The 25796-nt window shown below is 71.8% G+C and carries 20 protein-coding genes and 1 tRNA gene; 7 read left to right on the top strand and 14 right to left on the bottom strand.

Annotated elements, in window-relative coordinates; all coding sequences use genetic code 11:
• Entirely contained in the window at positions 1 to 1338 is a 1338-nt protein-coding gene (locus ACWGI6_RS12580) for a PucR family transcriptional regulator (protein WP_453267470.1), read from the bottom strand.
• A gap of 195 nt (positions 1339 to 1533) precedes the next feature.
• Between ACWGI6_RS12580 and ACWGI6_RS12585 the strand changes: the two genes are divergently transcribed.
• On the top strand, positions 1534 to 3075 hold the full coding sequence (locus tag ACWGI6_RS12585) for a hypothetical protein (protein ID WP_453267471.1): 1542 nt from the start codon (positions 1534 to 1536) through the stop codon (positions 3073 to 3075).
• Positions 3076 to 3184: 109 nt separating this feature from the next.
• Here ACWGI6_RS12585 and ACWGI6_RS12590 read toward each other — a convergent pair whose 3' ends face one another.
• Complete coding sequence (locus tag ACWGI6_RS12590; protein WP_453267472.1) at positions 3185 to 3685, bottom strand: DUF6314 family protein; 501 nt, start codon at positions 3683 to 3685, stop codon at positions 3185 to 3187.
• A 232-nt stretch (positions 3686 to 3917) separates the two neighbouring features.
• On the opposite strand from ACWGI6_RS12590, the gene ACWGI6_RS12595 reads away from it, so the two are divergent.
• The 5 genes from ACWGI6_RS12595 to ACWGI6_RS12615 all read left to right on the top strand — a co-directional run bounded on the left by ACWGI6_RS12595 (position 3918) and on the right by ACWGI6_RS12615 (position 12265).
• The gene (locus ACWGI6_RS12595) at positions 3918 to 5387 is read left to right on the top strand and encodes an aldehyde dehydrogenase family protein (RefSeq protein WP_453267473.1); all 1470 of its coding nucleotides are present in this window, start codon (positions 3918 to 3920) and stop codon (positions 5385 to 5387) included.
• Complete coding sequence (locus ACWGI6_RS12600) at positions 5384 to 6958, top strand: APC family permease (RefSeq protein WP_453267474.1); 1575 nt, start codon at positions 5384 to 5386, stop codon at positions 6956 to 6958. The genes ACWGI6_RS12595 and ACWGI6_RS12600 overlap by 4 nt, the downstream gene beginning before the upstream one ends.
• Before the next feature lie 15 nt (positions 6959 to 6973).
• On the top strand, positions 6974 to 8536 hold the full coding sequence (locus ACWGI6_RS12605; RefSeq protein ID WP_453267475.1) for a GMC family oxidoreductase: 1563 nt from the start codon (positions 6974 to 6976) through the stop codon (positions 8534 to 8536).
• 623 nt (positions 8537 to 9159) lie between these two features.
• The gene (locus ACWGI6_RS12610) at positions 9160 to 10194 is read left to right on the top strand and encodes a LysR family transcriptional regulator (RefSeq protein ID WP_453267476.1); all 1035 of its coding nucleotides are present in this window, start codon (positions 9160 to 9162) and stop codon (positions 10192 to 10194) included.
• Between the two features lie 139 nt (positions 10195 to 10333).
• Positions 10334 to 12265, top strand: a complete 1932-nt coding sequence (locus ACWGI6_RS12615) for a collagenase (protein ID WP_453267477.1) — start codon at positions 10334 to 10336, stop codon at positions 12263 to 12265.
• A gap of 146 nt (positions 12266 to 12411) precedes the next feature.
• Here ACWGI6_RS12615 and ACWGI6_RS12620 read toward each other — a convergent pair.
• Positions 12412 to 12496: transfer RNA gene (locus tag ACWGI6_RS12620), tRNA-Leu, on the bottom strand.
• 105 nt (positions 12497 to 12601) lie between these two features.
• Between ACWGI6_RS12620 and ACWGI6_RS12625 the strand changes: the two genes are divergently transcribed.
• A complete protein-coding gene (locus tag ACWGI6_RS12625; RefSeq protein WP_453267478.1) occupies positions 12602 to 12850 on the top strand; it encodes a hypothetical protein in 249 nt (82 codons plus the stop codon).
• Here ACWGI6_RS12625 and ACWGI6_RS12630 read toward each other — a convergent pair.
• The 11 genes from ACWGI6_RS12630 to ACWGI6_RS12680 form a co-directional block, all read right to left on the bottom strand.
• Complete coding sequence (locus tag ACWGI6_RS12630) at positions 12832 to 14427, bottom strand: aldehyde dehydrogenase family protein (protein WP_453267479.1); 1596 nt, start codon at positions 14425 to 14427, stop codon at positions 12832 to 12834. The two genes, ACWGI6_RS12625 and ACWGI6_RS12630, sit on opposite strands and share 19 nt — an antisense overlap.
• A 339-nt stretch (positions 14428 to 14766) precedes the next feature.
• Positions 14767 to 15135, bottom strand: coding sequence for a chorismate mutase (locus ACWGI6_RS12635; protein ID WP_393907770.1), 369 nt, complete (start codon positions 15133 to 15135; stop codon positions 14767 to 14769).
• Between the two features lie 211 nt (positions 15136 to 15346).
• Positions 15347 to 16396 carry a sugar phosphate isomerase/epimerase family protein gene (locus ACWGI6_RS12640; RefSeq protein ID WP_453267480.1) on the bottom strand — a complete coding sequence of 350 codons (1050 nt, stop codon included), beginning with the start codon at positions 16394 to 16396 and terminating at the stop codon, positions 15347 to 15349.
• A gap of 59 nt (positions 16397 to 16455) precedes the next feature.
• Positions 16456 to 17865: an alkaline phosphatase family protein gene (locus ACWGI6_RS12645; protein WP_453267481.1), complete on the bottom strand. Its 1410-nt coding sequence runs from the start codon at positions 17863 to 17865 to the stop codon at positions 16456 to 16458.
• Positions 17862 to 19073, bottom strand: a complete 1212-nt coding sequence (eboE, locus tag ACWGI6_RS12650; RefSeq protein WP_453267482.1) for a metabolite traffic protein EboE — start codon at positions 19071 to 19073, stop codon at positions 17862 to 17864. Before eboE ends, ACWGI6_RS12645 begins: the two co-directional genes overlap by 4 nt.
• Before the next feature lie 12 nt (positions 19074 to 19085).
• The gene (locus ACWGI6_RS12655; RefSeq protein WP_453267483.1) at positions 19086 to 19937 is read right to left on the bottom strand and encodes a TatD family hydrolase; all 852 of its coding nucleotides are present in this window, start codon (positions 19935 to 19937) and stop codon (positions 19086 to 19088) included.
• Between the two features lie 152 nt (positions 19938 to 20089).
• Positions 20090 to 20785 (bottom strand): EboA domain-containing protein, encoded by a 696-nt coding sequence (locus ACWGI6_RS12660; protein ID WP_453267484.1) that lies wholly within the window; start codon positions 20783 to 20785, stop codon positions 20090 to 20092.
• Positions 20779 to 21840: a TIM barrel protein gene (locus ACWGI6_RS12665; protein ID WP_453267485.1), complete on the bottom strand. Its 1062-nt coding sequence runs from the start codon at positions 21838 to 21840 to the stop codon at positions 20779 to 20781. The genes ACWGI6_RS12660 and ACWGI6_RS12665 overlap by 7 nt, the downstream gene beginning before the upstream one ends.
• Complete coding sequence (locus ACWGI6_RS12670; protein WP_453267486.1) at positions 21837 to 23060, bottom strand: SCO3242 family prenyltransferase; 1224 nt, start codon at positions 23058 to 23060, stop codon at positions 21837 to 21839. The genes ACWGI6_RS12665 and ACWGI6_RS12670 overlap by 4 nt, the downstream gene beginning before the upstream one ends.
• 143 nt (positions 23061 to 23203) lie before the next feature.
• Positions 23204 to 24379, bottom strand: a complete 1176-nt coding sequence (locus ACWGI6_RS12675; protein WP_453267487.1) for an inositol-3-phosphate synthase — start codon at positions 24377 to 24379, stop codon at positions 23204 to 23206.
• The gene (locus ACWGI6_RS12680; RefSeq protein WP_453267488.1) at positions 24379 to 25755 is read right to left on the bottom strand and encodes a ThuA domain-containing protein; all 1377 of its coding nucleotides are present in this window, start codon (positions 25753 to 25755) and stop codon (positions 24379 to 24381) included. The genes ACWGI6_RS12675 and ACWGI6_RS12680 overlap by 1 nt, the downstream gene beginning before the upstream one ends.
• Between the last annotated feature and the right edge of the window lie 41 nt (positions 25756 to 25796).

Below are 25796 nucleotides of genomic sequence, written 5' to 3' on the forward strand. Positions count from 1 at the left end.
TCAGCTCGCCGGCCCGTGGATCCGGCGGTGTGTCAGCGCCCACCAGACCTCCGCCAGATCGGCCGGGTCGCGAAGGCTGGTGCCGGTGATCTCCTCGAAGCGCCGCAGACGGTTGCGCAGGGTGTTGGGGTGGACGTAAAGGGTCCGCGCGGCGGCTTCCAGGCGCAGCCCCTGCTGCAGATAGGCGGCCGCCGCCTCCTCCAACTGGGCTCCGTCCTCGCCCCGTTCGGCCAGCGGCGCCAGGCGCAGCCCCACCAGCTGTTCCCCTACGGCCGGGAGCGCCACGACCGTGGCCCGCAGCCCCAGTTCCTCACGGGTGAACGCCCCGACGAGTCCGAAGCCGACGGCGGCCCGGAGCGCCTGGGTGGCCCGGGTGAATTCCGCGGCGAGTCCGGACGCGGGGGCCGGGGCGCCCAGCCCCAGGATCAGGCCGCGGCACAACCCGCCCGGCCGCCCGGCCAGCAGCCCCGCCACCTCCCCTTCCAAGGTCGTGACGAGAGCCTTCCCCGTCCCGTCCAGGGCGAGCCAGGGGCGCAGCAGGGCGACGATCCGGTCGAAGGCGCGGTCGCCGGGGCCGGGATGGCCGGTCGCTTGCGGTATGCGACCCGGCTCGGGGGCACGCTCCGGCGGAACGTCGGGCAGGCAGGCGCGGAAAGGGAGGCGGAGCGCGCTCCGGTCGTACCAGCCGTCCACGGCGCCCCCGCCGTCGGGGTATCCGTCGGCCCGGTGCTCGTCGGCCGGGCCGTCATCGGCGGGCCCGGTGCCCCACGCGCCGCCTCCGGAGCGGGTCTTGGGCCATTGCTCCTCGCCGAGCAGCAGGGCGCGGACCAGCGCCGCGCGCCGGCGGTCCGTCATCGAGTCGCCGGGGAAGCCGACCCGGCAGCTGCGGACGATGCGCAGGGTGTTGGCGTCGGCCCAGGCACGCAGCGTCTCGGCGATCGGCAGCAGGTCCTCGGCGGTGCCGCGCCGGGCCGCCATCTCCTCGCCGAACCGCCGCCAGACGACGTCCGTTCCGATCCGGTAGGCCGAGATGATGTCCTCGGCGGGCAGCGCCCGGGCCAGGGCCGTCACCTCGTCGAGGTGTGTCTCCGGGATGCCGTACGACCGGCCGTCGCCGTGCCCGGAGCCCTGGGGGGTCCGCCGCTCCGCGGACCAGCGCTGCACCAGTGACAGTCCGTTCCGCAGGGACGCCAGCACCCGTGGCCGGAGCTGGTCCACCGACACCGCCGCGTAGGAGGGGAGTTGGGCCCGGAGGCCGCCGATGACCTCGTCGGCGAGGGCGTCGATTCCCGCGTGCAGCGCGGCGACGGCCTCCGGCACCGTTGTGGAAGTCTCCACCCGTCCCCTCCCGACTCGGTGTCTTTCCCCATGGCGAAAGCGATCATTCGTCGCCATGCTACGAGGAAGCCGCCCGAACCCCTACAGATGTTCGATCTTGGACGACTTTTCCCCAGCCGTCCGGATCCGTCCTGGCGTCCGGCGCCCGGCCCCGCTTTCCTCCCCCATCACCCCCCCGCATCATCAAGGAATCCCATGGCTGTTTCCTGGCGCCGTATCGCGGTGCCCGCCGCTGCGGTCGGCGTACTCGTCCCCGCCGCCCTCGGCACCCACGCACTGCTCTCGCACTCCGAGGAGCCCGGCACCTCCCCGGCCGGCATACGGGCCACCGGGTCCGCGGACCCGGACGGGTTGACGGACGGCAGTGACGGAGCCGCCGGCCCCGAGGGCGGCGCCGTGGCCGCCAAGCCGTCCGACGCGCCCGGCAGTTCCGGCCGTTCGGTCGCCGTGCAGCTTGCGTCGTACGACGCGCCCCGCAAGCAGGCGGTGCTCAAGCCGGCCGCCGGCAAGAGCGTGCGGACCGGCGATGTCATCGCCGCCACGCCCAGCCGGCACGCCCCCGCGGGCGCGCTGTTCAAGGTCGGCAAGGTCACCGGGTCCCACGGCGGCGAGGTCCGGGTGACCACCGCCCCCGCGACGCTCTCGGAGCTGCTCGGCAATCAGAAGGTGGACCGGCGCACGGCGTTGCGGGCCGGTGAGCTCACGGTCAAGGCGCTCTCCTCCGGCGTCACCGTGCAGAAGCCCGCCTCCTCCGGCGCGGGCCCGGAGGCGCCGTCCGACGGTCCGAGCGCACCGTCCGGCGAGGCGAGTGCCCCCTCCGGCGGTGGCCCGGACGCCCCGGCCACGGCCTCTCCGAGCCCCTCGGCCGTCGCCTCGTCCGCGTCCTCGGCCCTGCGCTCCCGGCTCACCCCCTCCGGTACCCGCGCGGCCCACACCTCCCCCCGCGGCGCGCTGCCGCCCGGTGCGGCCAAGGCGCTCACCACCCTGCGGCTGGGCGTCAATGTGCCGCTGCCCAAGGGCGTGGCGGCGACCGGTAAGTCTCCGGCACGGCTGGCCGGCGAGGTGACGTTCCGGCCCGAGCTGATCTTTCAGTACGAGAAGCGCGGCGGGCTGAACCTGCTGCCGCAGCGCGCGGCCATCGGACTCGGCGGCTCGTACGCCTACGGCTGGCAGGTGCACGGCAAGGTGCGCGGGACCGCCGACACCGGGCAGGTCGCGGTGCCGCTGGCGGCGGTCACCGGACGGCACGTCTTCTGGGTCGGCCCGGTCCCCGTCGTGGTCAGCACCGAGGTCACCTTCACCTACCGCTTCACCGCGGGCGGCCGCATCGTGCTCGATGCCGACCAGCGCACCTCCGGCTCGTTCGCCGTCGGCGCGAAGTACGACCGCGGGAACGGATGGCAGCCGCTGCGCGAGGCGCACCAGCAGACCAAGGGAGCAGCTCCCCGGGTCGAGGGTGCGGCCGCCGCGACGGCCCGCGTCGGGGCGCACGCCCAGGTCTTCCTCTACGACACCGCGGGCGTCGGCGCCGATCTGTCCGTCCACCTCACCGGACGGGCCGCAGCGTCCCGCGGCGGCGCCCCGGCATGGGCGCTCAGCGCGGGCTACGACCTCAAGACCGAACTGATGCTGCAGCTGAAGATCTTCGGCATTCAGATCGCCGATCTCAGGACCACACCGTTCGCGCTGCACGACGAGCGCAAGCTCTTCGGGCGGGGCAGGCTCCCCGCCGCCTGAGCCCTCGCTCGCCACACACACGGACGGCGCCCCCGGAGACATCTCGGGGGCGCCGTCCGTGCGTCCGCGTACCGGCCCGGCGGAGGTGCGCTTACCGGCCCCGCCGCTCTCACCCCAGCCGCCGGTACTCCGAGCGCAGCAGCTGGTCCTTCGCCGGCCCGCCGACCCGCCACTCCAGATGCCAGGTGTCCGCCCCGAGGGCGGTGAAGGTTCCCTCGTACCGGTCCTCGGCACAGGGGTGGACGGCACTCCAGTGGCCGGTCCTGAGGTCGAGGTCGTGGAAGGGGCGGCCGTCGGCGAAGTCGACCTCGGCGGTGCCGTCCGGCCGGGGCCGCAGCCGCAGGGTGCGGCTCGCCGGGTTCGCCTGTCCGCCCCACGTCAGCCGCCCCTCCTCGATGTGCAGCAGCGTCTCGCCCGCCGGGTCGGGACGGAACTCGGCGGTGCCGCGGAAGCTGCCCTCGGTGCCGGCCCGCAGGTCGTACACGGTGCGCTCGACGCTCCAGCGGCCGGAAAGGTACGCCGCGGCATCGGGGACGGGGTGCGGCGCCGGCCCGGCGACCGGGGCCTGCCCCGGCTCCGGCCCGCGCCCTCGGTCCAGCTCACTGCCCATCCCCCCATTCTCCCGTGCGCCCGCTCGCGTCACTCGGTCGGCCCCGACCACCTCCGCTCCCCTCTCCCCCGGCCCCTCGTACCGTGCGGAGCCGCACCGCCCGTCTTACTCTCGGTGCAGTGATCGTCACCGAGGTCCGCACGGCGGGCCGCCCGTCGGCCCGACGCCGTCGGCCGGGGCGCCGGGCCTGCCGCTGCCGCCTCGTACGAGCCCGGAGACCGGAGGCACCACCATGCCGGAGCTGTTCATCGGCGGTCAGTGGACCGCAGCGGCCGACGGGCAGGTGCGGGAGATCCGCTGCCCGGCCGACGGCACGCTGGTCGCGACCGTGGACGAGGGCGGGCCGAAGGACGCGGCAGCGGCGATCGGCGCTGCCCGAACGGCCTTCGACGACGGAGCCTGGCCGTGGACGCCGGCGGCCGAGCGCGGACGGCTGGTGCTGCGCGTCGCCGAGCTGCTGGAGCGCGACAAGGACGCGCTGGCCAGGGCCGAGTCGCTGGACACCGGCAAGCGGCTGGTCGAGAGCGCATACGACATGGACGACATCGCCAACTGCTTCCGCTACTTCGGCAACCTCGGCGCGGCCGGCGGTACCGACCGGGTGGTGGACGCCGGCGCCCTGGAGATCGACAGTACGGTGCGGCACCAGCCGGTCGGCGTCTGTGCGCTGATCACCCCGTGGAACTACCCGCTGCTGCAGACCGCCTGGAAGGTCGCACCCGCCCTGGTCACCGGCAACACCTTCGTCCTGAAGCCCAGTGAGCTCACCCCGCACACCGCCATCCACCTCATGCGGCTGCTGGCCGAGGCCGGGCTGCCGGACGGCGTGGCCAATCTGGTGCTGGGCACCGGCCAGGCCGTGGGTGCACCGCTGACCGAGGACCCACGGGTGGACATGGTGTCGTTCACCGGGGGTCTGGTCACCGGCCGGCGCATCATGGCCGCGGCGGCGCCCACGGTGAAGAAGATCGCGCTGGAGCTGGGCGGCAAGAACCCGAACATCGTCTTTGCGGACGCCGATTTCGACACCGCCGTCGACTACGCCCTGATGGCGGTCTTTCTGCACTCCGGCCAGGTCTGCTCGGCGGGCGCCCGGCTGCTCGTCCAGGAGGAGCTGCACGATGCGTTCGTCGACGAGCTGGTCTCCCGCGCCCAGCGGATCCGGCTCGGCGGGCCGTTCGACGAGCATGCCAGGACCGGTCCGCTGATCTCGGCCGCGCACCGCGCGAAGATCGAGGCGTATGTGGCGGCCGGGCTCGACGAGGGCGCCGTACTGCTCTGCGGCGGCTCGCGGCCCGACGATCCGTCGCTGGCGAACGGCTTCTACTATCTGCCGACCGTGCTGGACGAGTGCACCCCGGACATGTCCGTCGTCCGCGACGAGAGCTTCGGCCCGGTGCTGACCGTCGAGCGGTTCCGGGACGAGGAGGAGGCGGTCTCGCTCGCCAACGACACGGTGTACGGACTGGCCGGGGCGGTGTGGACGCAGGACAGCGGACGTGCCCACCGGGTCGCCGCCCGGCTGCGCACGGGAACGGTGTGGATCAACGACTTCCATCCCTATGTGCCGCAGGCGGAGTGGGGCGGAATGAAGCAGTCGGGCATCGGGCGTGAGCTCGGGCCCGCGGGGCTGGCCGAGTACCAGGAGGCCAAGCACGTCTGGCGCAATACGGCGCCACGTCCGCAGAGGTGGTTCGAGTGACCGGCTCGGAGTCCCCGCGCCCCGGCACCCGGGCCGACGGATCGCACGACGACGATTCGCTCGCCGAGCTCGGCTACAAGCCGGAACTCAAGCGCACCCTGGGCAACTTCCACACCTTCGCCGCCGGGATCAGCTATATCTCGATCCTCACCGGCACCTTCCAGCTGTTCTACTTCGGCATCGCCCACGGCGGTCCGGCGTACTGGTGGTCCTGGCCGATGGTCTTCGTCGGCCAGCTCATGGTGGCGCTGTGCTTCTGCGAGCTGGCCGCCCGCTATCCGGTGGCCGGGTCGGTCTACAACTGGTCCAAGAAGCTCGGCGGGCCGCATATCGGCTGGCTGGGCGGCTGGATGATGCTGACCGCCACCATGGTGTCGCTGTCCGCGGTGGCGCTGGCGTACCAGGTGACGCTGCCGCAGATCTCGTCGTGGTTCCAGTTCATCGGCGACGGCACCGGCAAGTCCGCGGCCGAGAACGCCGTGGTGCTCGGCACGATCCTCATCACGTTCACCACCCTGGTCAACGCCTTCGGCGTCAAGCTGATGGCGCGGATCAACTCGGCGGGCGTGGCGATCGAGCTGATCGCCGCCGTCATCCTGATCATTCTCCTTGCCGCGCATGTCACCCGCGGCCCCGGCGTGGTGTTCGACACCTTCGGTCTGGGCCAAGGCCAGAGCCTCGGCTACTTCGGGGCGTTCCTGACCGCGGCACTGGCCTCGGCGTACGTCATGTACGGCTTCGACACCGCCTCGTCGCTCGGTGAGGAGTCCAAGGACCCCGGCCGCAACGCGCCCCGCGCGATCCTGCGGGCGCTGATCGCGTCCTTTCTCATCGGCGGCCTGATCCTCCTCTTCGCCCTGCTCTCCGTGCCCGATCTGCACGCCAAGCAGCTGTCCGTGGACGGCCTGCAGTACGTGGTGCTCTCCACGCTCGGCTCGACCATCGGGCAGATCGTCCTCTGGTGTGTGGTCATCGCGATCACCGTGTGCGAGCTTGCGGTGCACACCGCCGGCATCCGGCTGGCGTTCGCGATGGCCCGGGACAACAACCTCCCGGCCGCCTCCCTGCTCGCCAAGGTCAGTCCGCGCTTCCAGACGCCGGTGCTGCCCGCCGTTGTCATCGGCCTGGTGGCGATCGCCATCCTCCTCATCAACGTCAACCAGCCGCAGATCTTCTCGGTGATCACCAGCATCGCGATCATCATGATCTATCTGGCCTATCTGGCGGTGACCCTGCCGATGCTGGTCCAGCGGCTGCGCGGCAACTGGACACCGGCCAAGGGGAAATTCTCCCTGGGCAGGTTCGGCCTTCCGGTGAACGCCCTCGCCGTGCTCTGGGGCTTCGGGATGTCCCTCAACCTCGCCTGGCCGCGCGCCGCGGTGTACAACGCGACCGGCCCGCAGCACTGGTATCTGCGCTGGGGCGCCTTCCTGTTCATCGGCGTCGTGGCGATCGGCGGGTTCACCTACTACTGGTTCGTCCAGCGCAAGCGCACGGGCGTCCTGGCCACGCACGCCGCCGTCGCCCCCGGCAACGGCGGGCCGGGCACCAGCAGCACCCCCACCCCCTGATCTGGAGACGGCGCGATGTCCCAAGAGGCCCCTGTGGACGAGTTCGACTATGTCGTGGTCGGCGGCGGCACGGCCGGCGCGGTCGTGGCGGCCCGGCTCAGCGAGGACCCGACGGCCACCGTCTGCCTACTGGAGGCCGGACCCTCCGACGTCGGGGACGAGAACGTGCTGCGCCTGGACCGCTGGATGGGGCTGCTGGAGTCCGGCTACGACTGGGACTACCCGGTCGAACCGCAGGAGAACGGCAACAGCTTCATGCGGCACGCCCGCGCCAAGGTGCTCGGCGGCTGCTCCTCGCACAACTCCTGTATCGCCTTCTGGGCCCCGGCCGAGGACCTCGACGAGTGGGCCGCGATGGGCTGTACGGGCTGGAGCGCGGCCGATTGCTTCCCGCTCTATCAGCGGCTGGAGAACAATGACGCCCCCGGTGACCACCACGGCCGCAACGGCCCGGTCACCCTGCGCACCATCCCGCCCCACGACCCGTGCGGTGTGGCGCTTCTGGAGGCCTGTGTGGCGGCCGGCATCCCGAACACGGCGTTCAACACCGGCCATACCGTCGTCCGGGGTGCGAACTGGTTCCAGATCAACTGCCGCCCGGACGGCACCCGTTCCTCTGCCTCGGTGTCCTATCTCCACCCCGTCATGGGCACCCGCAAGAACCTTGAGGTACGCACCGGGCTCCAGGCCAAGCACCTGAACTTCGACTCCGCCCGGCACTGCACCGGCGTGGACTATCTCGCCCCCGACCTGATCCACACCCGCACCGTCAACGCCCGCCGCGAGACCGTCGTCTCCTGCGGCGCCATCGATTCCCCGAAACTCCTCATGCTCTCGGGTGTGGGCCCGGCCACCCATCTGCGGGCCACCGGTATCGAGCCGATCGTCGACTCCCCCGGCGTCGGCTCCTACCTCCAGGACCACCCGGAGGGCGTGATCATGTGGGACGCCAAACAGCCCATGGTCAACTCGTCCACCCAGTGGTGGGAGATCGGCATCTTCGCGGACACCGAGCCCGGCCTCGACCGCCCGGACCTGATGTTCCACTACGGTCAGGTGCCCTTCGACATGAACACCTACCGCCACGGCTACCCCACCTCGGAAAACGCCTTCTGTCTCACCCCGAACGTCACCCGGGCCCGCTCGATGGGCACGGTCCGGCTGCGCACCCGCGACTTCCGCGACAAGCCCAAGGTCGACCCGCGCTACTTCACCCACGAACACGACATCCGCGTCATGACCCACGGCCTGCGCCTCGCCCGCGAGATCATCTCCCAGAAGCCGATGGTCGATTGGGCCGGCACCGAACTCGCCCCCGGCCCGTCCACCCACTCCGACGCGGATCTGTTCGACTACATCCGCACCACGCACAACACGGTCTACCACCCCGCATGTACCGTCCAGATGGGCCCCGCTGATGATCAGGCGACGCCACTCGACCCCCACTTGCGCGTCAAGGGCGTGACCGGCCTGCGGGTGGCGGACGCTTCGGTGATGCCGTTCCTGCCCGCGGTGAACCCCTGCATCACCACGATGATGATCGGGGAGAAGTGTGCGGATCTCATGCGCAGCGACTAAGCGACGGATCGACGCACACAATCGACCTACGAGGTGGGCTCCCTTCGCCGGCATTGTCCGGATCAGGTGCTAGGGGTCGCCGTCCGGTCTCACGACCTTTCGACCTCTCAGCCCGACCTTCCTTCATGTCCTCGGCGGCAACCAGGGTTGCCTTCTCCGAGGCCAGTCGGGGCGGACTCCCTCGCTCGCCCCGCAGGCCTTCATTTAGCATACTCCCCACTAAAGGGGATTGAACAGGCAATTCAGACTTTTTTCCGGCGTTGCCCGGGAACGCAAAAACCCCCGCTCAGCAGGGATTTTCACTGGCGTCCGAGGGGGCGCGCACCGTACGCACATGCCGGTAAACCCTATGTACACGCTGAGCGCGGTCAGCGCACCGCAGGAGAAGTTGGAAGATGCGTCGAGACTCGGCGGGCGCCCGGTCCGCCTGGGCATACTCAGCGGCGTCGGGCGGGGAATCGGAGCGAATCAACGTGCGGCGCCGCCACGCAGTGTGGAGGCGTGTGCACGACCTGCCCGGAATTGACCCACCGGACACTGCCGGGAAGGACCGACGCTGGGACGCAGGGCATCAAGGACGAGTCATGCCGATGATGCACTGACCCGATGGGAGGGGTGGGCACATGGATCTGGAGCTTCGGCATCTGAGAGTGCTGTGTGCGATCGCCGATGCCGGGAGTGTGGGACGGGCCGCATCGGAGCTGGGCTACTCGCAGCCGGCGATGAGCACACAACTCAGGCGCATCGAGCGCTATTTCAGCACGCCGCTGTTCGAGCGGAACATCTCGGGTGTCGAGCTGACACCGTACGGCGCGGGGGTCCTGGCGCAGGCCCGTGACGTCCTGGCACGCGCGGATGCCATAGGGCGCCGCCCGGCCGAGAGCGTGGCGCGAGCGCGCCGGCCCCTCCGTCTCGCCGCGACCAACTCCCCGGTGCTGTCCGGCATGGCCGTCCGGCTCCGGAGCCGGCTGCCCGACCTCGCGCTCACGGTGAGCAGTGTGTATCCGTCCTCGGAAATCGTCCAACTCCTGGAGGACGGCGAGGTGGACGCGGCGATCGCCGCCGACTATCCCGGGCTGGAGCTACGGCACTCGGCCGCCGTCGCGCATCGCGGGATCGTCACCGAGCCGTCCTTCGTTGCCCTGCCGACGAACCACCGGCTCAAACACTGCCTGGAGGCCGGGCTCGCAGATCTGGCCGACGACGCGTGGTTCGTCACTCCGGACGACGGGGCCGGCTGGCCGGGGGTGTTCTACGCGGCCTGCGAGTCGGCCGGTTTCACCCCGGCGACGGTGCACGAATTCCTCGGCGACCAGATGCAGTTGCAGAACATGATCGCAGAGGGTCTCGGGGTCTCCATCGTGCAGGCGACGCTCCGTCCGGTCCCCGGCGTCCTCGTCAAACCGCTGACCGGCACACCGCTGTGGTGCCGTTACGTGCTGGCCTGGCGGCGTGAGAGCCTCGCCGACGAGATTGCGGACACGCTCGTCAGCTCCGCCACCGCGGCGTACCGCGCTCTCATCGCGCAGTCGCCGCATCTGCGGAGGTGGGCGTCGCGGACCTGGAGCGTGGCCGGGCCGCAGGGCGTGATCCGGTCCGACCGGGAGGTGCGGCACCACCGCGGACCGGCCACCGACGAAGACACGTCGGGACGTTGACGCCTCGTGGGACGTTATGGCGGGTCAGCCCGATGTGCTATGTCACACCTCATTGTCGGCGGGTGGTGTGCGCTGAGAAGGTGCCACACGCGCCTCACGCGGTTCCCGAGGCGCACCTTCCCCCCACGAAGGAGCAGGGATGCGCTACCGCTTCACCTGGCCCAGATGTGTGGTCGACGGCCTGACCGTCTTAGCGACGATCGCCTGCCTGGCGACGCCGGCGGCGGCCACGCCCCATCCGACAGCCGTCGCCGAACCCGTGACCGGACCCCGCACCGCACCCCCTCTCACACCCCGCCCCACACCGCCGCCCATCGGCTCGACCGTCGGCACGGGCGAACGGCCGGATGTGCAGCGTCGGCCGCTCTCCCCCGCCCAGCGCCCCCCACTCAGCGCGTCTAAACCCCCCACTTCACCGACTGCGGCGGCCTCCTGCAGCCCCGGCGACTTCGGCGGCCGGACCGGACCCGAACTGGTCACGGCCGTCAAAGCCGCGAGCATGGAGTGCATCAACAGCCTCTTCTCGGTCACCGGGAAAGACGCGTACAACGTCTTCCGCGAGGACCAGATGGTCACCATGGCCACCGCCTTCAAGGACGCGACGGCGGCCTATCCCGGCGACAACTCGGCGAACACGTGGCAGCTCGTGCTCTTCCTGCGCGCCGGCTACTACGTGCAGTCCAACCACTCGGACGACGTCGGCGACTACGGCACGACCCTGGCGACGGCCGTCGAGGGCGGCCTGGACGGCTTCTTCGCCAACTCCCACTCCAAGGACGTCACTTCGAAGAACGGCGACGTCCTCGGCGAGGTCATGATCCTCACCGACAGCGCCAACGAGCAGGCCCGCTATCTGGACGTCTACAAGAAGGTGCTCACCGGGTACAACAACTCCTACGACGGCATCCCCAGCATGCTGTCGGCCGTCAACGACGTCTACACCCCGCTCTGGCGCGGAAACTGGAATCCGGAGTATGTGAAGGCGGTGACGGCCGACCCGAGCATCGTCGACACGGTCAACTCGTTCGCGCTGGACCACAAGGACCTGCTGGGCACCGACAAGTCCTACCTGGACTCCAACGCCGGTATGAACGTGGCGCGTTACGTCGAGCATGCGGCCCTCCGGGACAAGGTCCGGCCGCTGATGAAGGGCCTGCTCGATGCCTCGAAGATCACCGGACCGACTGCGCCCCTGTGGGTCACGGTCGCCTCACAGGCCGACTCCTACGACAAGGACAACTGCTCGTACTACGCCGTCTGCGACCTGGCCGGGCAACTCACGAAGGCGGCCCTCCCGGTCTCCCACACCTGCGACACGACACACACCCTCAAGGCGCAGGCGCTGACCGCCGCCGAACTCGACGCCGCATGCGAAAGCGTCCTGAAAGAGGACTCGTACGTCCACAGCCTCGTGAAGGACGACGGCCCGATCCCCGGCCAGTACGAGTCGACCATCCAGTTCTCCGTGTTCGGCAGTCGCAACGACTACCAGACCTACGCCGGGGCGATCTACGGCGTCGACACGAACAACGGCGGCATCACCATGATCGGCGACCCGACCGAACCCGACAACAAGCCCCTGTCCATCATGTACCAGAGGAGCGACGACAACGGCTTCCCGGCCCGGATCTGGAACCTCAACCACGAATACACCCACTACCTCGACGCCCGCGACGACATGAAGGGCGACTTCGGCAAGCAGACGTCGGTCCCGGACGTCTGGTGGATCGAGGGACTCGCCGAGTACGTCTCGTACGGCTACCGCAAGATCACCGACGACGAGGCGGTCTCCGAGGCCGGAAAGCACACCTACAAGCTGAGCACGTTGTTCCAGAGCACCTACGACAACAGCGATGTGACCCGCACCTATCCCTGGGGCTACCTCGCGGTCCGCTACATGTTCGAGAAGCACCCGGCGGACATCGCCAACATGCTCACGCACTTCCGGACGGGCGACTACGAAGGCGGCTACGCCGTCTACAACACCGGCATCGGTACCAGCTACGACGCCGACTTCGACACCTGGCTCACCGCGTGCGCGGCCGGTGCCTGCGCCGCCAAGGCCCGGTGACGTACTGAGTACCGCACCGCACGAGGCATGAAGCACAAGGCAACGAAGTCCCGCTCTACGCCGACTTCGGTCTTGGGCTGGAGTACCACGCAAAGCAGCGGGTTGTGACCGTACGGTCACAACCCGCTGACATGTGCGTATGTGAGTGTCCGAGGGGGGACTTGAACCCCCACGCCCGATAAAGGGCACTAGCACCTCAAGCTAGCGCGTCTGCCATTCCGCCACCCGGACTAGGTGTGATCTTCACGGGGCGTTCCCCGCGGCGACATGGACAACAATACCAAGGTTTCGGAGTGCCTTTCACCTGCATATCCGTCCGCCACATAACCTCGATTTATGGGCAATGAGGGACAAATTACGCATCTCAGTGGTCCACGCAGGCCACGGGCGCTTTCGCCGCTGCGGGAGCGTCTGCGGGTCACCGCGGGACGCCCCCCTGCCGCCATCGGTGATCTGCTGCTGCTCGCGTCGGAGGGACGGCAGGAGCCGCCGCTGCGGCACCGCACGCTGCTGTTGCAGGTGGTGGAGCGTGCGGTGCCGGCGGCCGCGGACGGCCGGTGCGCGTGCTACGGCATGAGGTGGTAGTCGGGGAAGTTGCCGGGCAGCCGTTCGGATGCCGGGCCCTCGGTCACCGCGCGGACCAGGAGTTCGCCGCCGACGAATGCGCCGCTCCAGGAGTTGCCGAAGCCGCCGAACAGCTCATCGCGGTCGCCGCGGGAACGGGGCTTGCCGTGGCCGACCTTGAAGGCGCGGATCTGTGGGGCGAGACGGTCGAAGGTGCCCTTGTCGTCACAGGACAGGCTGGCGACCAGGGCACCGTTGCTGGCGTTCATGGCGGCGAGGAGTTCGGCCTCGGTGTCGACGAGGACGAGGGTGTCGACGGGGCCGAACGGCTCGGCGTGATGGAGCGGGGAAGCGGAGGGCGGGGCCAGGAGGGTGGTGGGCGGGAAGTATGCCGAGGTGTCCTGGGAGGGCAGGAAGTGGCCGTCGGCGAGGGTGCCGCGGTGCAGGGGGACGGCGCCCCGGGAGATCGCCTCGGTGGTGAGGTCGGCGAGCTCCTTGGCCTTGGCGGCGTTGATCAGCGGGCCGAAGTCGAGTTCGGGGAGCGGGTCGGCGGGGTCGGCGACGGCCAGGGGGTGGCCGAACCGGACGCTGCGGACGGCCGGGAGGTACGCGGCGAGGAAGTCGGCGAAGGCCTCGCGCTGGACGACGAAGCGGGGGTAGGCGGTGCAGCGCTGCTTGGCGTAGTCGAAGGTCTTGCGCACCAGGGGCGTCAGGGACTGCCAGTCGGTGTAGTTCCAGATGCCCCAGGTGTTGAGGCCCTCTTGCTCGAGGATGTGGCGTTTGCCGAGGTCGGCGACGGCGGTGGCGACGCGGGCGCCGGTGTCCCGGCCGCCGACGAAGGAGACACAGCCGATTTCCGGCGAGCGCACGAGGGAGGGCGAGAGCTCTTTGCCGCTGCCGCTGACGAGGGTGGCCGGGACCCCCTCACGGGCGGCCAGGGCGCAGGCGAGCGTGAGACAGACCAGACCGCCGTCGGTGGGGGTCTTGGCGATCACCGCATTGCCGGCCAGCGCCTGGACGAGCATCGCGTGGATCAGCACCGACATCGGGTAGTTCCAGCTGGCGATGTTGCTGACCGGGCCGGGCAGCGGCGTGCGGTCGGCGACCATCCGGTCGATCTCGGCGACGTACCAGCGGACGCCGTCGATGGCGCGGTCGACATCGGCCTGTGCGAGCTTCCAGGGCTTGCCGATCTCCCACACGAGCAGCAGCGCCAGCAGTTCGCGGTGCTCGGTCAGCGCGTCGAGGGTGGCGGAGATCCGGGCCTTGCGTTCGGTCAACGGCACATGGCGCCAGGCGCGGTGCTGGTCGAGGGAGGCACGTACGGCGTGCAGCGCGGCGTCCGCGTCGAGCCGGGGCGGGCCGGCGATGGGGGTGCCGTCGATGGGGCTGGTGGCGGACAGCGGATCGCCGTCCGGATGCCAGGCAGCGGCCCAGAGGTTGAGGGCCTGGTCGTCGCGGAAGGCTTCGGGGGCCGCGGCCAGGCTGCGCTGCCAGGCGTCCTGCCAGGAGGTTCCCGGCTTGAGGAGGAGCGTCGGGGCGGGCGTGGTGCGCTCGTTCCGCTGCGGGTTCGAGGGGGGTTCGGCGGTGGGTGCCATCGGGTGTCTCCGCTCTCGGTGCACGGCCGGAGGGGCAGGGTGGTGGCGCTCGGCGGCTCCCGGAGGAACCGTGTTACTGGACGGTAGTGGGCAGGGCGGCACTGCGGCACCGGCCGGCGTCAGGTATGGCGAGTGTCACTCGGCGCGGGCGACGGGGCCAGCTGGGTGAGGCGACCGCGTGGCCCCCGGCGGCGGCGCGGTCCGCCCGTGGACCGCGGGCACTCCCGGCGCCCGGCACCAACACGCCGTGGTGGAGGCGAAGTTCGCGTGCACGGGATGCGGCGAGGGCGGGCGGTGCCGCGAGGACACCGCCCGCCCTCGTCCGACGTGCGTAGGGGCTCAGCCGGCGGCCGGCTCCCCCGTCTCCTCCTGCGTACGGTCGGCGATCGCCCGGTGGTGGCGGACGACCTCCCCGATGATGAAGTTCAGGAACTTCTCGGCGAAGGCCGGATCCAGCTTGGCGTCCTCGGCCAGCCGTCGCAGCCGCTCGATCTGTGCGGCCTCGCGGGCCGGGTCGGCGGGCGGCAGGCTGTGCCGGGCCTTGAGCTCACCGACCTGCTGGGTGCACTTGAAGCGCTCGGCGAGCAGATGCACCAGGGCGGCGTCGAGGTTGTCGATGCTGCTGCGCAGATAGCTCAGCCGTTCACGGGCCGCCTCGTCGGCGATGGCGGCCGCTTCGCCGGCCGCCGGTGCTGTCCCCTCGCTCATGTGCGTCTCGCCATTCGTGGTTCGGATGCCTGGTGCGGTGTCGTACTTCTGATGCTTCCTTCGTGATCGGGTGCACATTACCCGGACGGTGGCCGGCGGCCGGGCCGGTCTCGCGGATCGGACCGCGGGCAACCCGCTCCGGCGGAGCGGGGAACCGGGCAGTCCGAAGCGGCCGCGAGACGGGGCGGGCGGTGGACCCGCCCCGCGCCGGCTATCCGCGCAGCCGGCGGAGGTGTCGGGCCGAGCGGTCGGCGGTGGACAGGGAGCCGGCCGGGTTGGCGGCCGGGTCGACGGCGTCATCGCGCTCGACGATCCAGTGGTGGTCGCGGTGACGATCGCCCCTACGGCGGTACACGGTGGCCAGGAATCGTCCGTAGTCGATATCGCCGTCCCCCACATCGGTCATGTGGTAGCCGTCCTGGGTGGCGGTGTCGTGCTCACCGTCCTTGACGTGGAAGAGCGGGTAGCGGTGCGGGGCCTTCAGTACGTAGTCGAGCGGTTCGAAGGGGGCGGGGGTGCCGTCGGGGCGCCGGGAGAAGCGGGACTGGGCGACATACGCCCAGTAGATGTCCATCTCCAGGAAGACCAGGTCGGGGTCGGTCTCGGCGAGCAGTACGTCATAGAGGCGTACGCGCGGGTTGTCGGTGGCGAAGGAGAATTCGTCGGCGTGGTTGTGGTGGTAGAAGCGCAGTCCACGGGCCCTCGCGGCGGCTCCGTAGGTGTTGAATTCCTCGGCGGCGCGCTTCCAGGCGTCGACCGTGTTGCCGTAGCGGTCGGGGCTGGAGGGCGTGCCGACATACGGCAGGCCGAGCGCCTCGGCGTCGTCGAGGACCTGGGTGAGCCGAGTGGCGAAGGTGTACGCCTGGGGGTCGGTGGAGGAGTAACCGACGTGGCTGCCGACGCCGCGCAGCCCGTTGTCCCGCATCAGGTGCTTGAGCTGGGCCAGGTCGATGGGGCCCGCGCTGCCCTGGGTGTAGCCGGCGAACTCGACCTCGTCGTAGTGGTAGCGGGCGAGTTCCTCGAAGACCCGGGCGAAGCCGAGGGATCCGGTCTGGTCGCGCAGGGTGTAGAGCTGGATGCCGAGCCGGCCGGGGGGCAGCAGTCGGCGCCGGCCGGGTGCCCCCGGGGCGGCCGTGGGCGCGGCGGCGGCGGTCTGCGCGCCGAGCAGCGCCGCGGCGGTGGTGCCGGCGGCGACGCCGAGGAATCTGCGGCGGGCGAGCCGGCGGGCGAGGTCGCGGGTGTGCTCCGGGTCGTGGGTCATGGTGGGCTCCTCGTGAAGGACTTGGAGGGTGAAGGGGGGCGTTGTGGGGCCGGGGCGGCTCAGGTGAGGCCGGCGAGCTGCAGCAGCAGCGGCTTCACATCGGTGGCGGCGGGGGCCGCGGGCAGGACGTCCGGCCGTGAGCAGATGAGGACCGGGCCGTCGGCTGGGTCGGCGGGCAGCAGTCCGTGACTGCCGCGGACCGGCTCGGGGTCGAGCGGGACGACCGCCATCCGGTAGCGCATCCCGGTCTTCTTGCGGGCGAGGGCGGCAGCGGCGCGCAGCCGTACGTACGGGTCGCGCGGGTCCATGAAGAGTTCGGCCGGGTCGTAGCCGGGTTTGCGGTGGATCTCGACGAGCCGGGCGAAGTCGGGCGCGCGGGCGTCGTCGAGCCAGTAGTAGTAGGTGAACCAGGCGTCGGGGTCGGCCAGTGCGACGAGGTCACCGGACCGCGGATGATCGAGGCCGTACTCCTTCTTGCCTTTGTCGTCGAGGAGTTGCGCGATCCCGGGGAGGCCGGCGAGCGCCTCGCGGCTCGCGGCGAGGTCCTCGGGCCGCCGGACGTAGAGATGCGCGATCTGGTGGTCGGCGACCGCGAAGGCACGGGAGGCGGTCGGGTCGAGGTACTCCATCCCGTCCTGGGTGTGCACCTCCAGCAGCCCGGCGCGGCGCAGCGCCCGGTTGATGTCGACGGGCCGGCGCACCCGGGTGATGCCGTATTCGGACAGCACGACGACGGTGGTGCCGGCGCTGCGGGCCTCGTCCAGCAGTGGGGCGAGGACGCTGTCGAGTGCGGTGGCGGCGGCGTGCGAGCGGGGGTCGTCGGGGCCGTAGCGCTGGAGGTCGTAGTCCAGGTGCGGGAGGTAGGCGAGGGTGAGGTCGGGGCGGCGGGTGCGGTGGAGGTGGCGGGTGGCGTCGGTGATCCACTGTGAAGAGGCGAGGGAGGCGGTGGGCCCCCAGTAGGTGAACAGGGGGAACGGGCCGAACAGCTCGGTGAGTTCGTCGTGCAGGTCGGGCGGCCGGGTGTAGCAGTCGGGTTCCTTGCGGCCGTCGGCGTAGTAGATCGGGCGGGGCGTCACGGTCCAGTCGGTGTCCGCCCCCATCGCGTACCACCAGCAGACATTGGCGACGGTGTAGCCGGGGTGTGTACGGCGTGCGGCGTCCCAGATCTTGTCGCCGCCGACCAGCGCGTTGTGCTGCCGCCAGAAGTGGACCTCACCGAGGTCGCGGAAGTACCAGCCGTTGCCGACGATGCCGTGCCCGGCGGGTGTCGTCCCCGTCAGGAAAGTCGACTGGACGCTGCAGGTGACGGCGGGCAGCACCGTGCTCAGCGGGCGGTACGCACCGGCTTCGGCGAGCTCGGAGAGATACGGCATATGGGCCATCAGGCGCGGGGTGAGGCCGACGACATCGAGGACCAGAAGACGCTGCACGGGGGCGGACTCCGGGACGGTGTGCTTCGGGCCGGTCATGGCAGCTCCTTGAGGCCCAGGTCGGTCAGCAGATCGCGGGCCAGGGAGAGTTCGGCGGCGATCCCGTCGATGAGCCGGCCGCGGGTACGCGGCCGCAGCTCGGGGGGCAGGGCCTGCCAGGTGTAGGTCTCCACCTCCAGGTGGTGGGTGCGCGGGACCGGTCCGCCGACCAGGAGGGAGAGGGTGTCCTGGAGGACGGCCATGGTGGAGGTGAGCGGCGGCTGGGGTGGGGCGTGCAGCGGCACATGGAAATGGGCGCGCCAGGGGCCGTCCGTGGGCAGGCCGCTGCCCTCGGCGAGCGCCTCGTCGAGGTCGTCGGTGGCCAGGAGCGCGCCCTGTGGGCTGCGGGTGCGGGTCTGGTGGAGGAAGCGGGGCTCGGCGAAGGCGCCGAGGGCGGTGCGTACGGCGGTGTGCCCGGGGTGTTCGGCGTGCAGCGCGGCGGAGAGCTGGGACTTGACGATCGGCACGGCGGCGCGGTGCAGCGCGGCGAGCGCGGCGTGGGGGTCCTCGAAGGAGGTGGCGAGGTGGCAGGTGTCGAGGCAGAGGCCGATCCGGGCGTGGCGGCCCGCTGCCGGGTGCCGGCGGAGGGCGGTGACGGGACCGATGGCATCGGCGGTGGTCTCGATGAGGCAGCCGGGCTCCGGCTCCAGGCCGATACGGATCGAGCGGCCGGTGAGGTCTTCGAGGGCGTCCAGCCGGCCGGAGAGGGTGCGCAGCGCGTCGAGGGCGGTATCGCGGCGGTCGGCGGCGCCGCGGACCGGGTCGAAGTCGGTGCGCCAGGCGAGCGGAAGGGTGGAGATGGTGCCCTCGGCGGCGTCGTCGGGGAGCAGGGCGGTCAGCAGCCGCGCCAGGTCGGTGGTGTGGTCGAGCCGGGCGGCTTCCGTCCAATCGGGCCGGTACACGCGGTACTTGACCCGCTGGTCGCCGAACCCTTCGTAGGGGAAGCCGTTGAGGGTGACGACCTCCAGGCCACGGGTGTCGAGCTCCCGGCGGAGGCGGCGCAGTGCTGCCGGGTCGGCGGTCAGGGCACGGGCGGCGTCCCTGGCGAGCCAGAGTCCGATGCCCAGACGGTCCCGGCCCAGGCGTTTGCGGACCGGTGCACAGTGGTCGCGCAGCTGGGCGAGGACGCCGTCGAGGCTTTCTGCGGGGTGGACATTGGTGCAGTAGGCGAGGTGGACGGTGGACCCGTCCGGGTGGCGGAAGCGCATGGCCGTACCTCCTCATTCCCCGCCGCGGAGGATGGAGTTGCCCTCGTGCAGCGCGCCGGGCGGCCGGGGGCTGTTCAGGTTCAGCCGGCCGCTCTGTCCGTAGAAGGCGACGGGGTTGCGCCACAGCACCTGGTCGACGTCGTCGTCGCTGAAGCCGGCCGCGAGCATCGCGTCACCCGCCTCGCGCGTCTTGAGCGGGTCGCTGCGGCCCCAGTCCGCCGCGGAGTTGACCAGGACCCGGTCGGTGCCGTGCAGCCGCAGGATCCGGACCATGCGCTCGGGGGTCATCTTGGTGTCGGGGTAGAGGGAAAAGCCCAGCCAGCAGCCACTGTCAGTGGCCTCGCCCACGGTTGTCTCATTGAGGTGATCGAGGACGACGCGCTCGGGAGGCAGTGCGGATTCGCGCAGGACGTCCAGGGTGCGGCGGAGGCCGGCGGCCTTGTCGCGATGGGGGGTGTGGACGAGCGCCGGCAGGCCGTGGTCGGCAGCGAGCTGGAGCTGGGCGGCGAGGGCGGTGTCCTCGGCGGGGGTCATGGAGTCGTAGCCGATCTCGCCGACGGCGACGACCGAGTCTTTTACGAGGTAGCGGGGCAGGGCGTCGAGGACGGGGGTGCAACGGGGGTCGTTGGCTTCCTTCGGGTTGAGGGCCAGCGTGCAGTGGTGGGCAATGCCGTACTGGGCGGCGCGGAAGGGTTCCCAGCCGAGCAGGGAGTCGAAGTAGTCGAAGAAGCTGGCGGGCGACGTACGGGGCTGCCCCAGCCAGAAGGAGGGCTCGACGACGGCCCGGACGCCGGCGGCGTGCAGTGCCTCGTAGTCGTCGGTGGTGCGGGAGGTCATATGGATGTGCGGGTCGAAGATGCGCATCGGGGACTCCTCGCGGGGTGGGGGCCAGGACTCTGAACGGCCAGGGCTCTGAAGGGCTTCGGCTCTACGGGGCTACGGGGCTACGGGGCCAGGGCGTGTCCGCGAAGTCCCGTCGTTCGCCCGGAGGCCAGGCGGGACGTTGCGGACACGTCCTAGGGCTCCGTGGGGGCCTGAGGTCCGGTGGGGAGGTGGTGAGCGGGGGTGAGTGCGGTGAGGGCCAGGACGCGGTGGAGATCGTCGGGGAGGGCGCGGCCGGCGGCGGTGCGCTCGCGGGCGTAGTCGCCGAGCATCCGGGCGAGTTCGGTGTCGCCCCGGGCGCGCTGCGCGAGGCCGGCCACGGCTGCCACGGGGACGCCCGTGAAAAGGCACTTCAAGATGGCGTGCCGCCAGGTGTGGGCGTCCAGGTGACGTGCGGCGTACGGCCCGACGGCGGCCGCGACGAGCCGGGTGTCGTTCGTCCGCAGCGCATCCTCGACCAAGGGCTTGGCTGCCGGACCGAGCGCGAGGTGGGGCAGGGCCAGGAGCACGGCGCAGCGTTCGGCGGCGGTGCCGTGCAGAGAGAGCCGGGTGACGGTCGGGGCGTCGGCGCGGGCCGTGCACAGCAGGAGCACCCGAGCCGCCTCGGCTGCTTCGGGGTCCGGCTCATACGGCGGACCGGGCCGGGTGCAGTACCGCCCTGCCGAGGCGAACCGCATCTCCCAGGGGGGTGGTGAGTCGGCCGCCGGGGTGGGCCCGTCGCCCTGCGCGGCCTCGGCCAGGGCGCTGGTGAGCCAGGTTCGGGCGGGGGTGCTGAGACGGGCGCGCAGCGAGTCTTGGAGGCGGGTGAGGCGCTGTTCGGGGGTCAGCATGGGGTGTCTCCCCGGTGAGCGGCGGTGTGGGTGGGGTGCTCCGGTCCGGGCACCGGGCATGGTCCGGCGGCGGGCTGTCCGTCGACGGGCTGTTCGGCAGTGCGCCGCCCGGCGGGGCTCGGGACGGCGGGGCTCGGGACGGCGGAGCGCGGGACGGCGGAGCGCGCTACGGCGGTGTCCTGCTCGGTGCTCCGCTGTTCGGCGGTCCGGAGGAAGTGCAGGGAGGAGGCGGCGAGTTGGGGGCCCGCGTGGGAGTGGCGGGGTAGTTCGACGCTCACCAGGCCCTGGTAGCCGACGTCCTTCAGGGCGTCCAGGACCGGCGGGAAGTCGATCTCGCCGGTGCCGAACGGCAGATGCTCGTGGACGCCCCGCCGCATGTCCTCGATCTGCACATGCCACAGCCATGGGGCCGCGGCCCGTACACAGGTGGCAGGTGGATCGGGCTCCAGGCACCGGCAGTGGCCGATGTCCAGGGTGAGGCCGAACAGCGTGGCTTCCGGGCTGCCGAGTACGGCGCGGAGGTAGTGGAAACCGGCGAGGTCGGGGACGAGGTGGCCGGGCTCGGGCTCCAGGGCGAGCGGCAGCCGGGCGTCCGCCGCGGCTTCGAGGACCGGGCCGAGGGAGCCGGCGAGGCGGTCCCAGGCGATGTCCTCGGAGGTGCCGTCCGGGCGGACACCGCTGAAGCAGTGGACGGCGGTCGCGCCCAGGTCGGCGGCGACGCGTACGGCGGTGCACAGCAGTCCGGTACGGGCCGCGCGGGCTTCCGGGTCCGGGTCGAGAAGGGTGGGGTGGTGTTTGCGACGGGGGTCCAGGACGTACCGAGCGCCGGTCTCGATGGCTACGGAGAGCCCCAACTCCCCCAGGCGGCGGGCGATATCGGCGGTGCGGGCCGCCAGTCCGGGGGCGAGCGGGTCGAGGTGCATATGGTCGAGGGTCAGCGACACCCCGTCGTAGCCGAGGTCGGCGAGCAGCGCGAGGGCGTCGGTGAGGCGGAGGTCGGTGAGGCCGTTGGTGCCGTAGGCCAGCCGCAAGGACGTGGTCGTCGTCGGGGTCATGTCGGGCTGACCTTCCGGGACAGGCGCCGGGCGGCGGGGATCAGCGCGAGCAGGGCCGCCGCGGTACGGGGCGCGCCCGCGCGGGCGGTGAGCGCCGCCTGGAGCGGGATCATGGCGCGGATTCCGCCGCCGACGGCGCGCTGAAGGAAGTACGGCGAGGGGTTGAGGACCGCCTGGAGGAGCGGACGGGCCGCGGTGACGCCGTACCCGGCGACGAGCGCGGCGGTGAACGGTGAGGGGGTCGCGTAGTGAGCCGCGGAGTCGGTCGGGGAATTGGTCGGGGAGCTGCCCGAGGCGGTCAAGCCGTACGCAGCCGGGCGGACCGCGGCCGGGCCGTACGCAGCCGGGCGAGGAGCCGCCGAGCGGTACCCCGCCGGACGACCTCGGCGTCGGCCCTGCCCCTGCCCCCGCCCCCGGCCCCGATCCCGGCCCCGGCCGCCCATGACTGCGCCGGCCACGGCCGCGACCGCCGTCAGTCCGGCCAGCGGCAGGGCGGACGAGCTGCCCTGGGCCTCGCGCCGCGAGACGGTGGTGACGGCGAGGGTGTGAGCGCCGAGCAGCACCGCGGAGGGCAGCGCCGCGCGGGCGGACCGGGCGGCCCCGGAGGGAGGCCGGGTGTCCGCACGGCCGGTGCCTTCCGGCCGTCGCTGTCGCGCGGTGCCGGGAGGAGCGGTCGCGACGGCTCCCTGGAGCAGGTCCAGGGTGCGGGCGCAGGCCATGGCGGCCGGACCCGCGGGGGTGTTCTTGAGGTGCAGGTCGTAGGCCCAGACCGTGGCCGCGAGGGCGGTGGCGGTGAGCAGAGCGGGACGGCTCGCCGCGGCGGCGAGGGCGAGCCCGGCGACGGTCAGGCCACCGGCCGCGGCGAGGGCGGCGGACGGTGCGATCCGGCCGGACGGGATCGGGCGGCTCGGGCGTTCGATGGCGTCGATATCGCGGTCGGCCCAGTCGTTGAGCGCCATACCGGCCTCGTAGAGACAGAGGGAGGCGCAGGCCGCGAGCGCGGTGCGGTGGTTCGGCCGGTGACCGGCGGCGGTGGCGCCCGCGAGCAGATCGCCCGGGACGCTGAAGAGGGCCGAGACGCGGAGGAGTTCGGCCCAGGCCCGGCCCGCGCTGCCGGTGTCGGCGGCTCCCCCGCCGCCCGCATGCCCGTCGGCGCCGGCAGGCCCGGTACCGCCCGCCGGCCCACGCCCGGTGGCAGGTTCCCCCACAGAACCCACCACCGGGCCGTTCCTCATGGGGCGCGGCGCGCGGCCGGCCCCGGGTCCAGGGCGCGGCCCCGGCCCCGGCTCAGGCACATACCCAGGCTGCCCCCCGGCCATCCCTCCCTCGCCCTCCGGTGACCGGCCCGGTCCGCCGTCCGGGCTCATGACCGCGTCCCGGTCCGCAGCAGGCCGGCGTACGCGAGGAGGGCCGTGTACTGGTCGGCGAGGGCGGCGGGGCCGCCGTCCGGGTCCTTGAAGTAGAAGCCGAGGGCGGGTTGCGGGCCGGACAGGCCGACGGTGTGTGCGGCGGCCAGGAGCCGGGCCAGATCGAGGACGAGGGGTGCGGCGAGCGCGGAGTCGCAGCCCTGCCAGGTGGTCTGCAAGGTCATCCGGCTGCCGAGGAAGCCGTCGAAGGCGATGTGGTCCCAGGCGGTCTTCCAGTCGCCGAGCGCCGGAACGTTGTCGATGTGCAGGTCGCCCGCGGGGAGTGCGCCGAGCGTGTCGGCCAGGACCCGGGCCTTGCCGGCGTTCTTGGCGGCCGCGGCGCCCGGGTCGGCGAGGGCCGCGCCATCTCCGCCGCCGAGGAGATTGGTACCGGACCAGGCACGTACGGCAAGCGCGCGCTGGGCGAACATCGGGGCGAGGACGGAGCGCAGCAGGGTCTGCCCCGTCTTGCCGTCGCGGCCCGCATACGGCAGTCCGCTGACCGCTGCCATCTCCTGGAGGAGGGGGTGGTGCAGCCCGGTGGAGGGGGTGAAGTTGAGGTACGGGCAACCGGCCCGCAGGGCGGCGCAGGCGTAGAGGGAGCTGGCCGGGAGCCGGTCGGTGTGCGGGTCGGCGGGGGCCGGTTCCGTACTGGCGACACTGATGACGACGGTGCGGTCGAGGTCGTGGTCGCGGCCGAAGTCCCGCAGGTCGGCGGCGAAGGCGCTGATGAGTTCGGCGTCGCTGCGGGTGTCGCCTTGCTGCGGTCCGCCGGGCCGGATCGCGGCGTCGGCGGCGGCGAGTTCGGCGTGTACGGCATGCGGCAGGCCGTACGGGAGGACGCCGCCGGCGGCGAGTTCCTCGGCGCGTTTGGGCAGCGGGCAGCAGGCGGTGTCGTGGCCGCCGAAGACGAGGGCGGAGAGGGGCGGGAGGGAGGGGACGGGGGTGTCGGTGAAGGGGGCGGTTTCGGTGACCATGCCGACGGGCCGGTGCAGACCGGCGGTCAGGGCGGCGCAGCCGGCGATCACGGTGGTGGCGACGGAGCCGCGGGCGCCGACGAGCCAGACGCCGGTGCGGCCGGTGCGCTCGCGGCGGCCCTCCTCGCGGGCCGCTTCTCGGGTCGGGTCAGCCATCACTTACCCCGCGCCTCTCCGTGCTCCGCGTCCGCTGCCGCCGCCTGTGGGGCCGCCAGTTCCTTGATCCGGATGTTGCGGAAGGCCACGTGGTCGTCGGCGCCGTGGTTCTGCAGACCGAGGTAGCCGTCGGTCAGGCTCCGCTCGGGGTCCTTGTTGGTGAAGTCATTGATCTTGACTCCGTTGAGGTACACCCGCAGGCGCTCTCCCTGGACCTTGATCTCGTACGCGTTCCACTGTCCGGGCGGTCGCAGGGCCCGGTCGCGGGCCGTGAGGTCGGCGGACTGGAAGGAGTAGACGGCGCCCGTGGTGCGGTCCGGCGCGTCCGTCGCGTCGATCTGGATCTCATAGCCCTTGTTGACGGCCGACCAGGGGTCGTCGGAGGCCGGAAAGCCCACGAAGACACCGGAGTTGTCGTCGCCCTGCATCTTCCAGTCGAGCTTGAGGGAGTACGCCGTCAGCTCCTTGGCCTGGTACCGGAGCAGGCCCATGCCGCCGTAGGAGTTGAGGGTGCCGTTCTCGACGGTGAACCCCCCGGGTCCGGCCTGCTTCCATCCATCGAGGGTCCGGCCGTTGAAGATCGGGCGGTAGCCGGTGTCCGGCCGGCAGTCGGCCTTGGCCTTCCCCGCGGCGTACGTCAGCCCGCCGAGCAGATGGGCGCGGAACGCCGGGTCCGCGTAGGACTCCTTGGTGTGACCGCCTCCGGTGTAGAAGGCGCGCCCGCCGCCGTAGCTCTGGCACCAGGCGATCGGATGGTCGCCCTTCATGGTGCCGCCCGTGTACGTCGTCTCGTCGAGGGAGGCGAGGACATGGGCCTGCGCGCGGGGGTTGGTGCGGTAGTTGTACCACTCGTCGGTGCGCTCCCAGGCGGCCGGCAGATGCGCGGTCGCCGGGTTGCTGCGGTCCTCGACCCGGACCGTGGCGGGCTGGATGGCCGGATGCGACTGGAAGTAGGCGCCGACGAGCCCGCCGTAGAAGGGCCAGTCGTACTCGGTGTCGGCGGCCGCGTGGATGCCGAGGTATCCGCCGCCGTGGGCGACGTAGTCCTCGAACGCCTGTTGCTGGGTGTCGTCGAGGACATCGCCGGTGGTCGACAGGAAGACGACGGCGTCGTAGCGGGCGAGGTTGCCGGGCGTGAACGCGTCCGCGGACTCGGTGGCGTCGACCGTGAGGGAGCCGGCGTTGCCCAATTCCTTGAGGGCGGCGATGCCGTCGGGGATGGAGTCGTGGCGGAAGCCGGCGGTCTTGGAGAAGACCAGGACGCGGCCGGTGTCGTGGTGGTGGGCGGGTGCGGCGGCGCCGGGCAGGGCCATGGTGGCGAGCAGGGCGGCGGCCGTGGCGGCGGTGATGCCCAGGCGGCGTGCGGAGGGGTGCATGGGGTGTCCTTCCTCCGGCGGGGCGTACGGGCCGAGGTGCT

It is taken from the genome of Streptomyces sp. NPDC054786, assembly GCF_053611685.1.

Coding starts and splice junctions, on each gene's coding strand:
- ACWGI6_RS12585 (WP_453267471.1), top strand. CDS start 1,534: ATGGCTGTTTCCTGGCGCCGTATCGCGGTGCCCGCCGCTGCGGTCGGC.
- ACWGI6_RS12590 (WP_453267472.1), bottom strand. CDS start 3,685: ATGGGCAGTGAGCTGGACCGAGGGCGCGGGCCGGAGCCGGGGCAGGCC.
- ACWGI6_RS12595 (WP_453267473.1), top strand. CDS start 3,918: ATGCCGGAGCTGTTCATCGGCGGTCAGTGGACCGCAGCGGCCGACGGG.
- ACWGI6_RS12605 (WP_453267475.1), top strand. CDS start 6,974: ATGTCCCAAGAGGCCCCTGTGGACGAGTTCGACTATGTCGTGGTCGGC.
- ACWGI6_RS12610 (WP_453267476.1), top strand. CDS start 9,160: ATGGATCTGGAGCTTCGGCATCTGAGAGTGCTGTGTGCGATCGCCGAT.
- ACWGI6_RS12615 (WP_453267477.1), top strand. CDS start 10,334: ATGCGCTACCGCTTCACCTGGCCCAGATGTGTGGTCGACGGCCTGACC.
- ACWGI6_RS12625 (WP_453267478.1), top strand. CDS start 12,602: ATGGGCAATGAGGGACAAATTACGCATCTCAGTGGTCCACGCAGGCCA.
- ACWGI6_RS12630 (WP_453267479.1), bottom strand. CDS start 14,427: ATGGCACCCACCGCCGAACCCCCCTCGAACCCGCAGCGGAACGAGCGC.
- ACWGI6_RS12635 (WP_393907770.1), bottom strand. CDS start 15,135: ATGAGCGAGGGGACAGCACCGGCGGCCGGCGAAGCGGCCGCCATCGCC.
- ACWGI6_RS12640 (WP_453267480.1), bottom strand. CDS start 16,396: ATGACCCACGACCCGGAGCACACCCGCGACCTCGCCCGCCGGCTCGCC.
- ACWGI6_RS12645 (WP_453267481.1), bottom strand. CDS start 17,865: ATGACCGGCCCGAAGCACACCGTCCCGGAGTCCGCCCCCGTGCAGCGT.
- eboE (WP_453267482.1), bottom strand. CDS start 19,073: ATGCGCTTCCGCCACCCGGACGGGTCCACCGTCCACCTCGCCTACTGC.
- ACWGI6_RS12655 (WP_453267483.1), bottom strand. CDS start 19,937: ATGCGCATCTTCGACCCGCACATCCATATGACCTCCCGCACCACCGAC.
- ACWGI6_RS12660 (WP_453267484.1), bottom strand. CDS start 20,785: ATGCTGACCCCCGAACAGCGCCTCACCCGCCTCCAAGACTCGCTGCGC.
- ACWGI6_RS12665 (WP_453267485.1), bottom strand. CDS start 21,840: ATGACCCCGACGACGACCACGTCCTTGCGGCTGGCCTACGGCACCAAC.
- ACWGI6_RS12675 (WP_453267487.1), bottom strand. CDS start 24,379: ATGGCTGACCCGACCCGAGAAGCGGCCCGCGAGGAGGGCCGCCGCGAG.
- ACWGI6_RS12680 (WP_453267488.1), bottom strand. CDS start 25,755: ATGCACCCCTCCGCACGCCGCCTGGGCATCACCGCCGCCACGGCCGCC.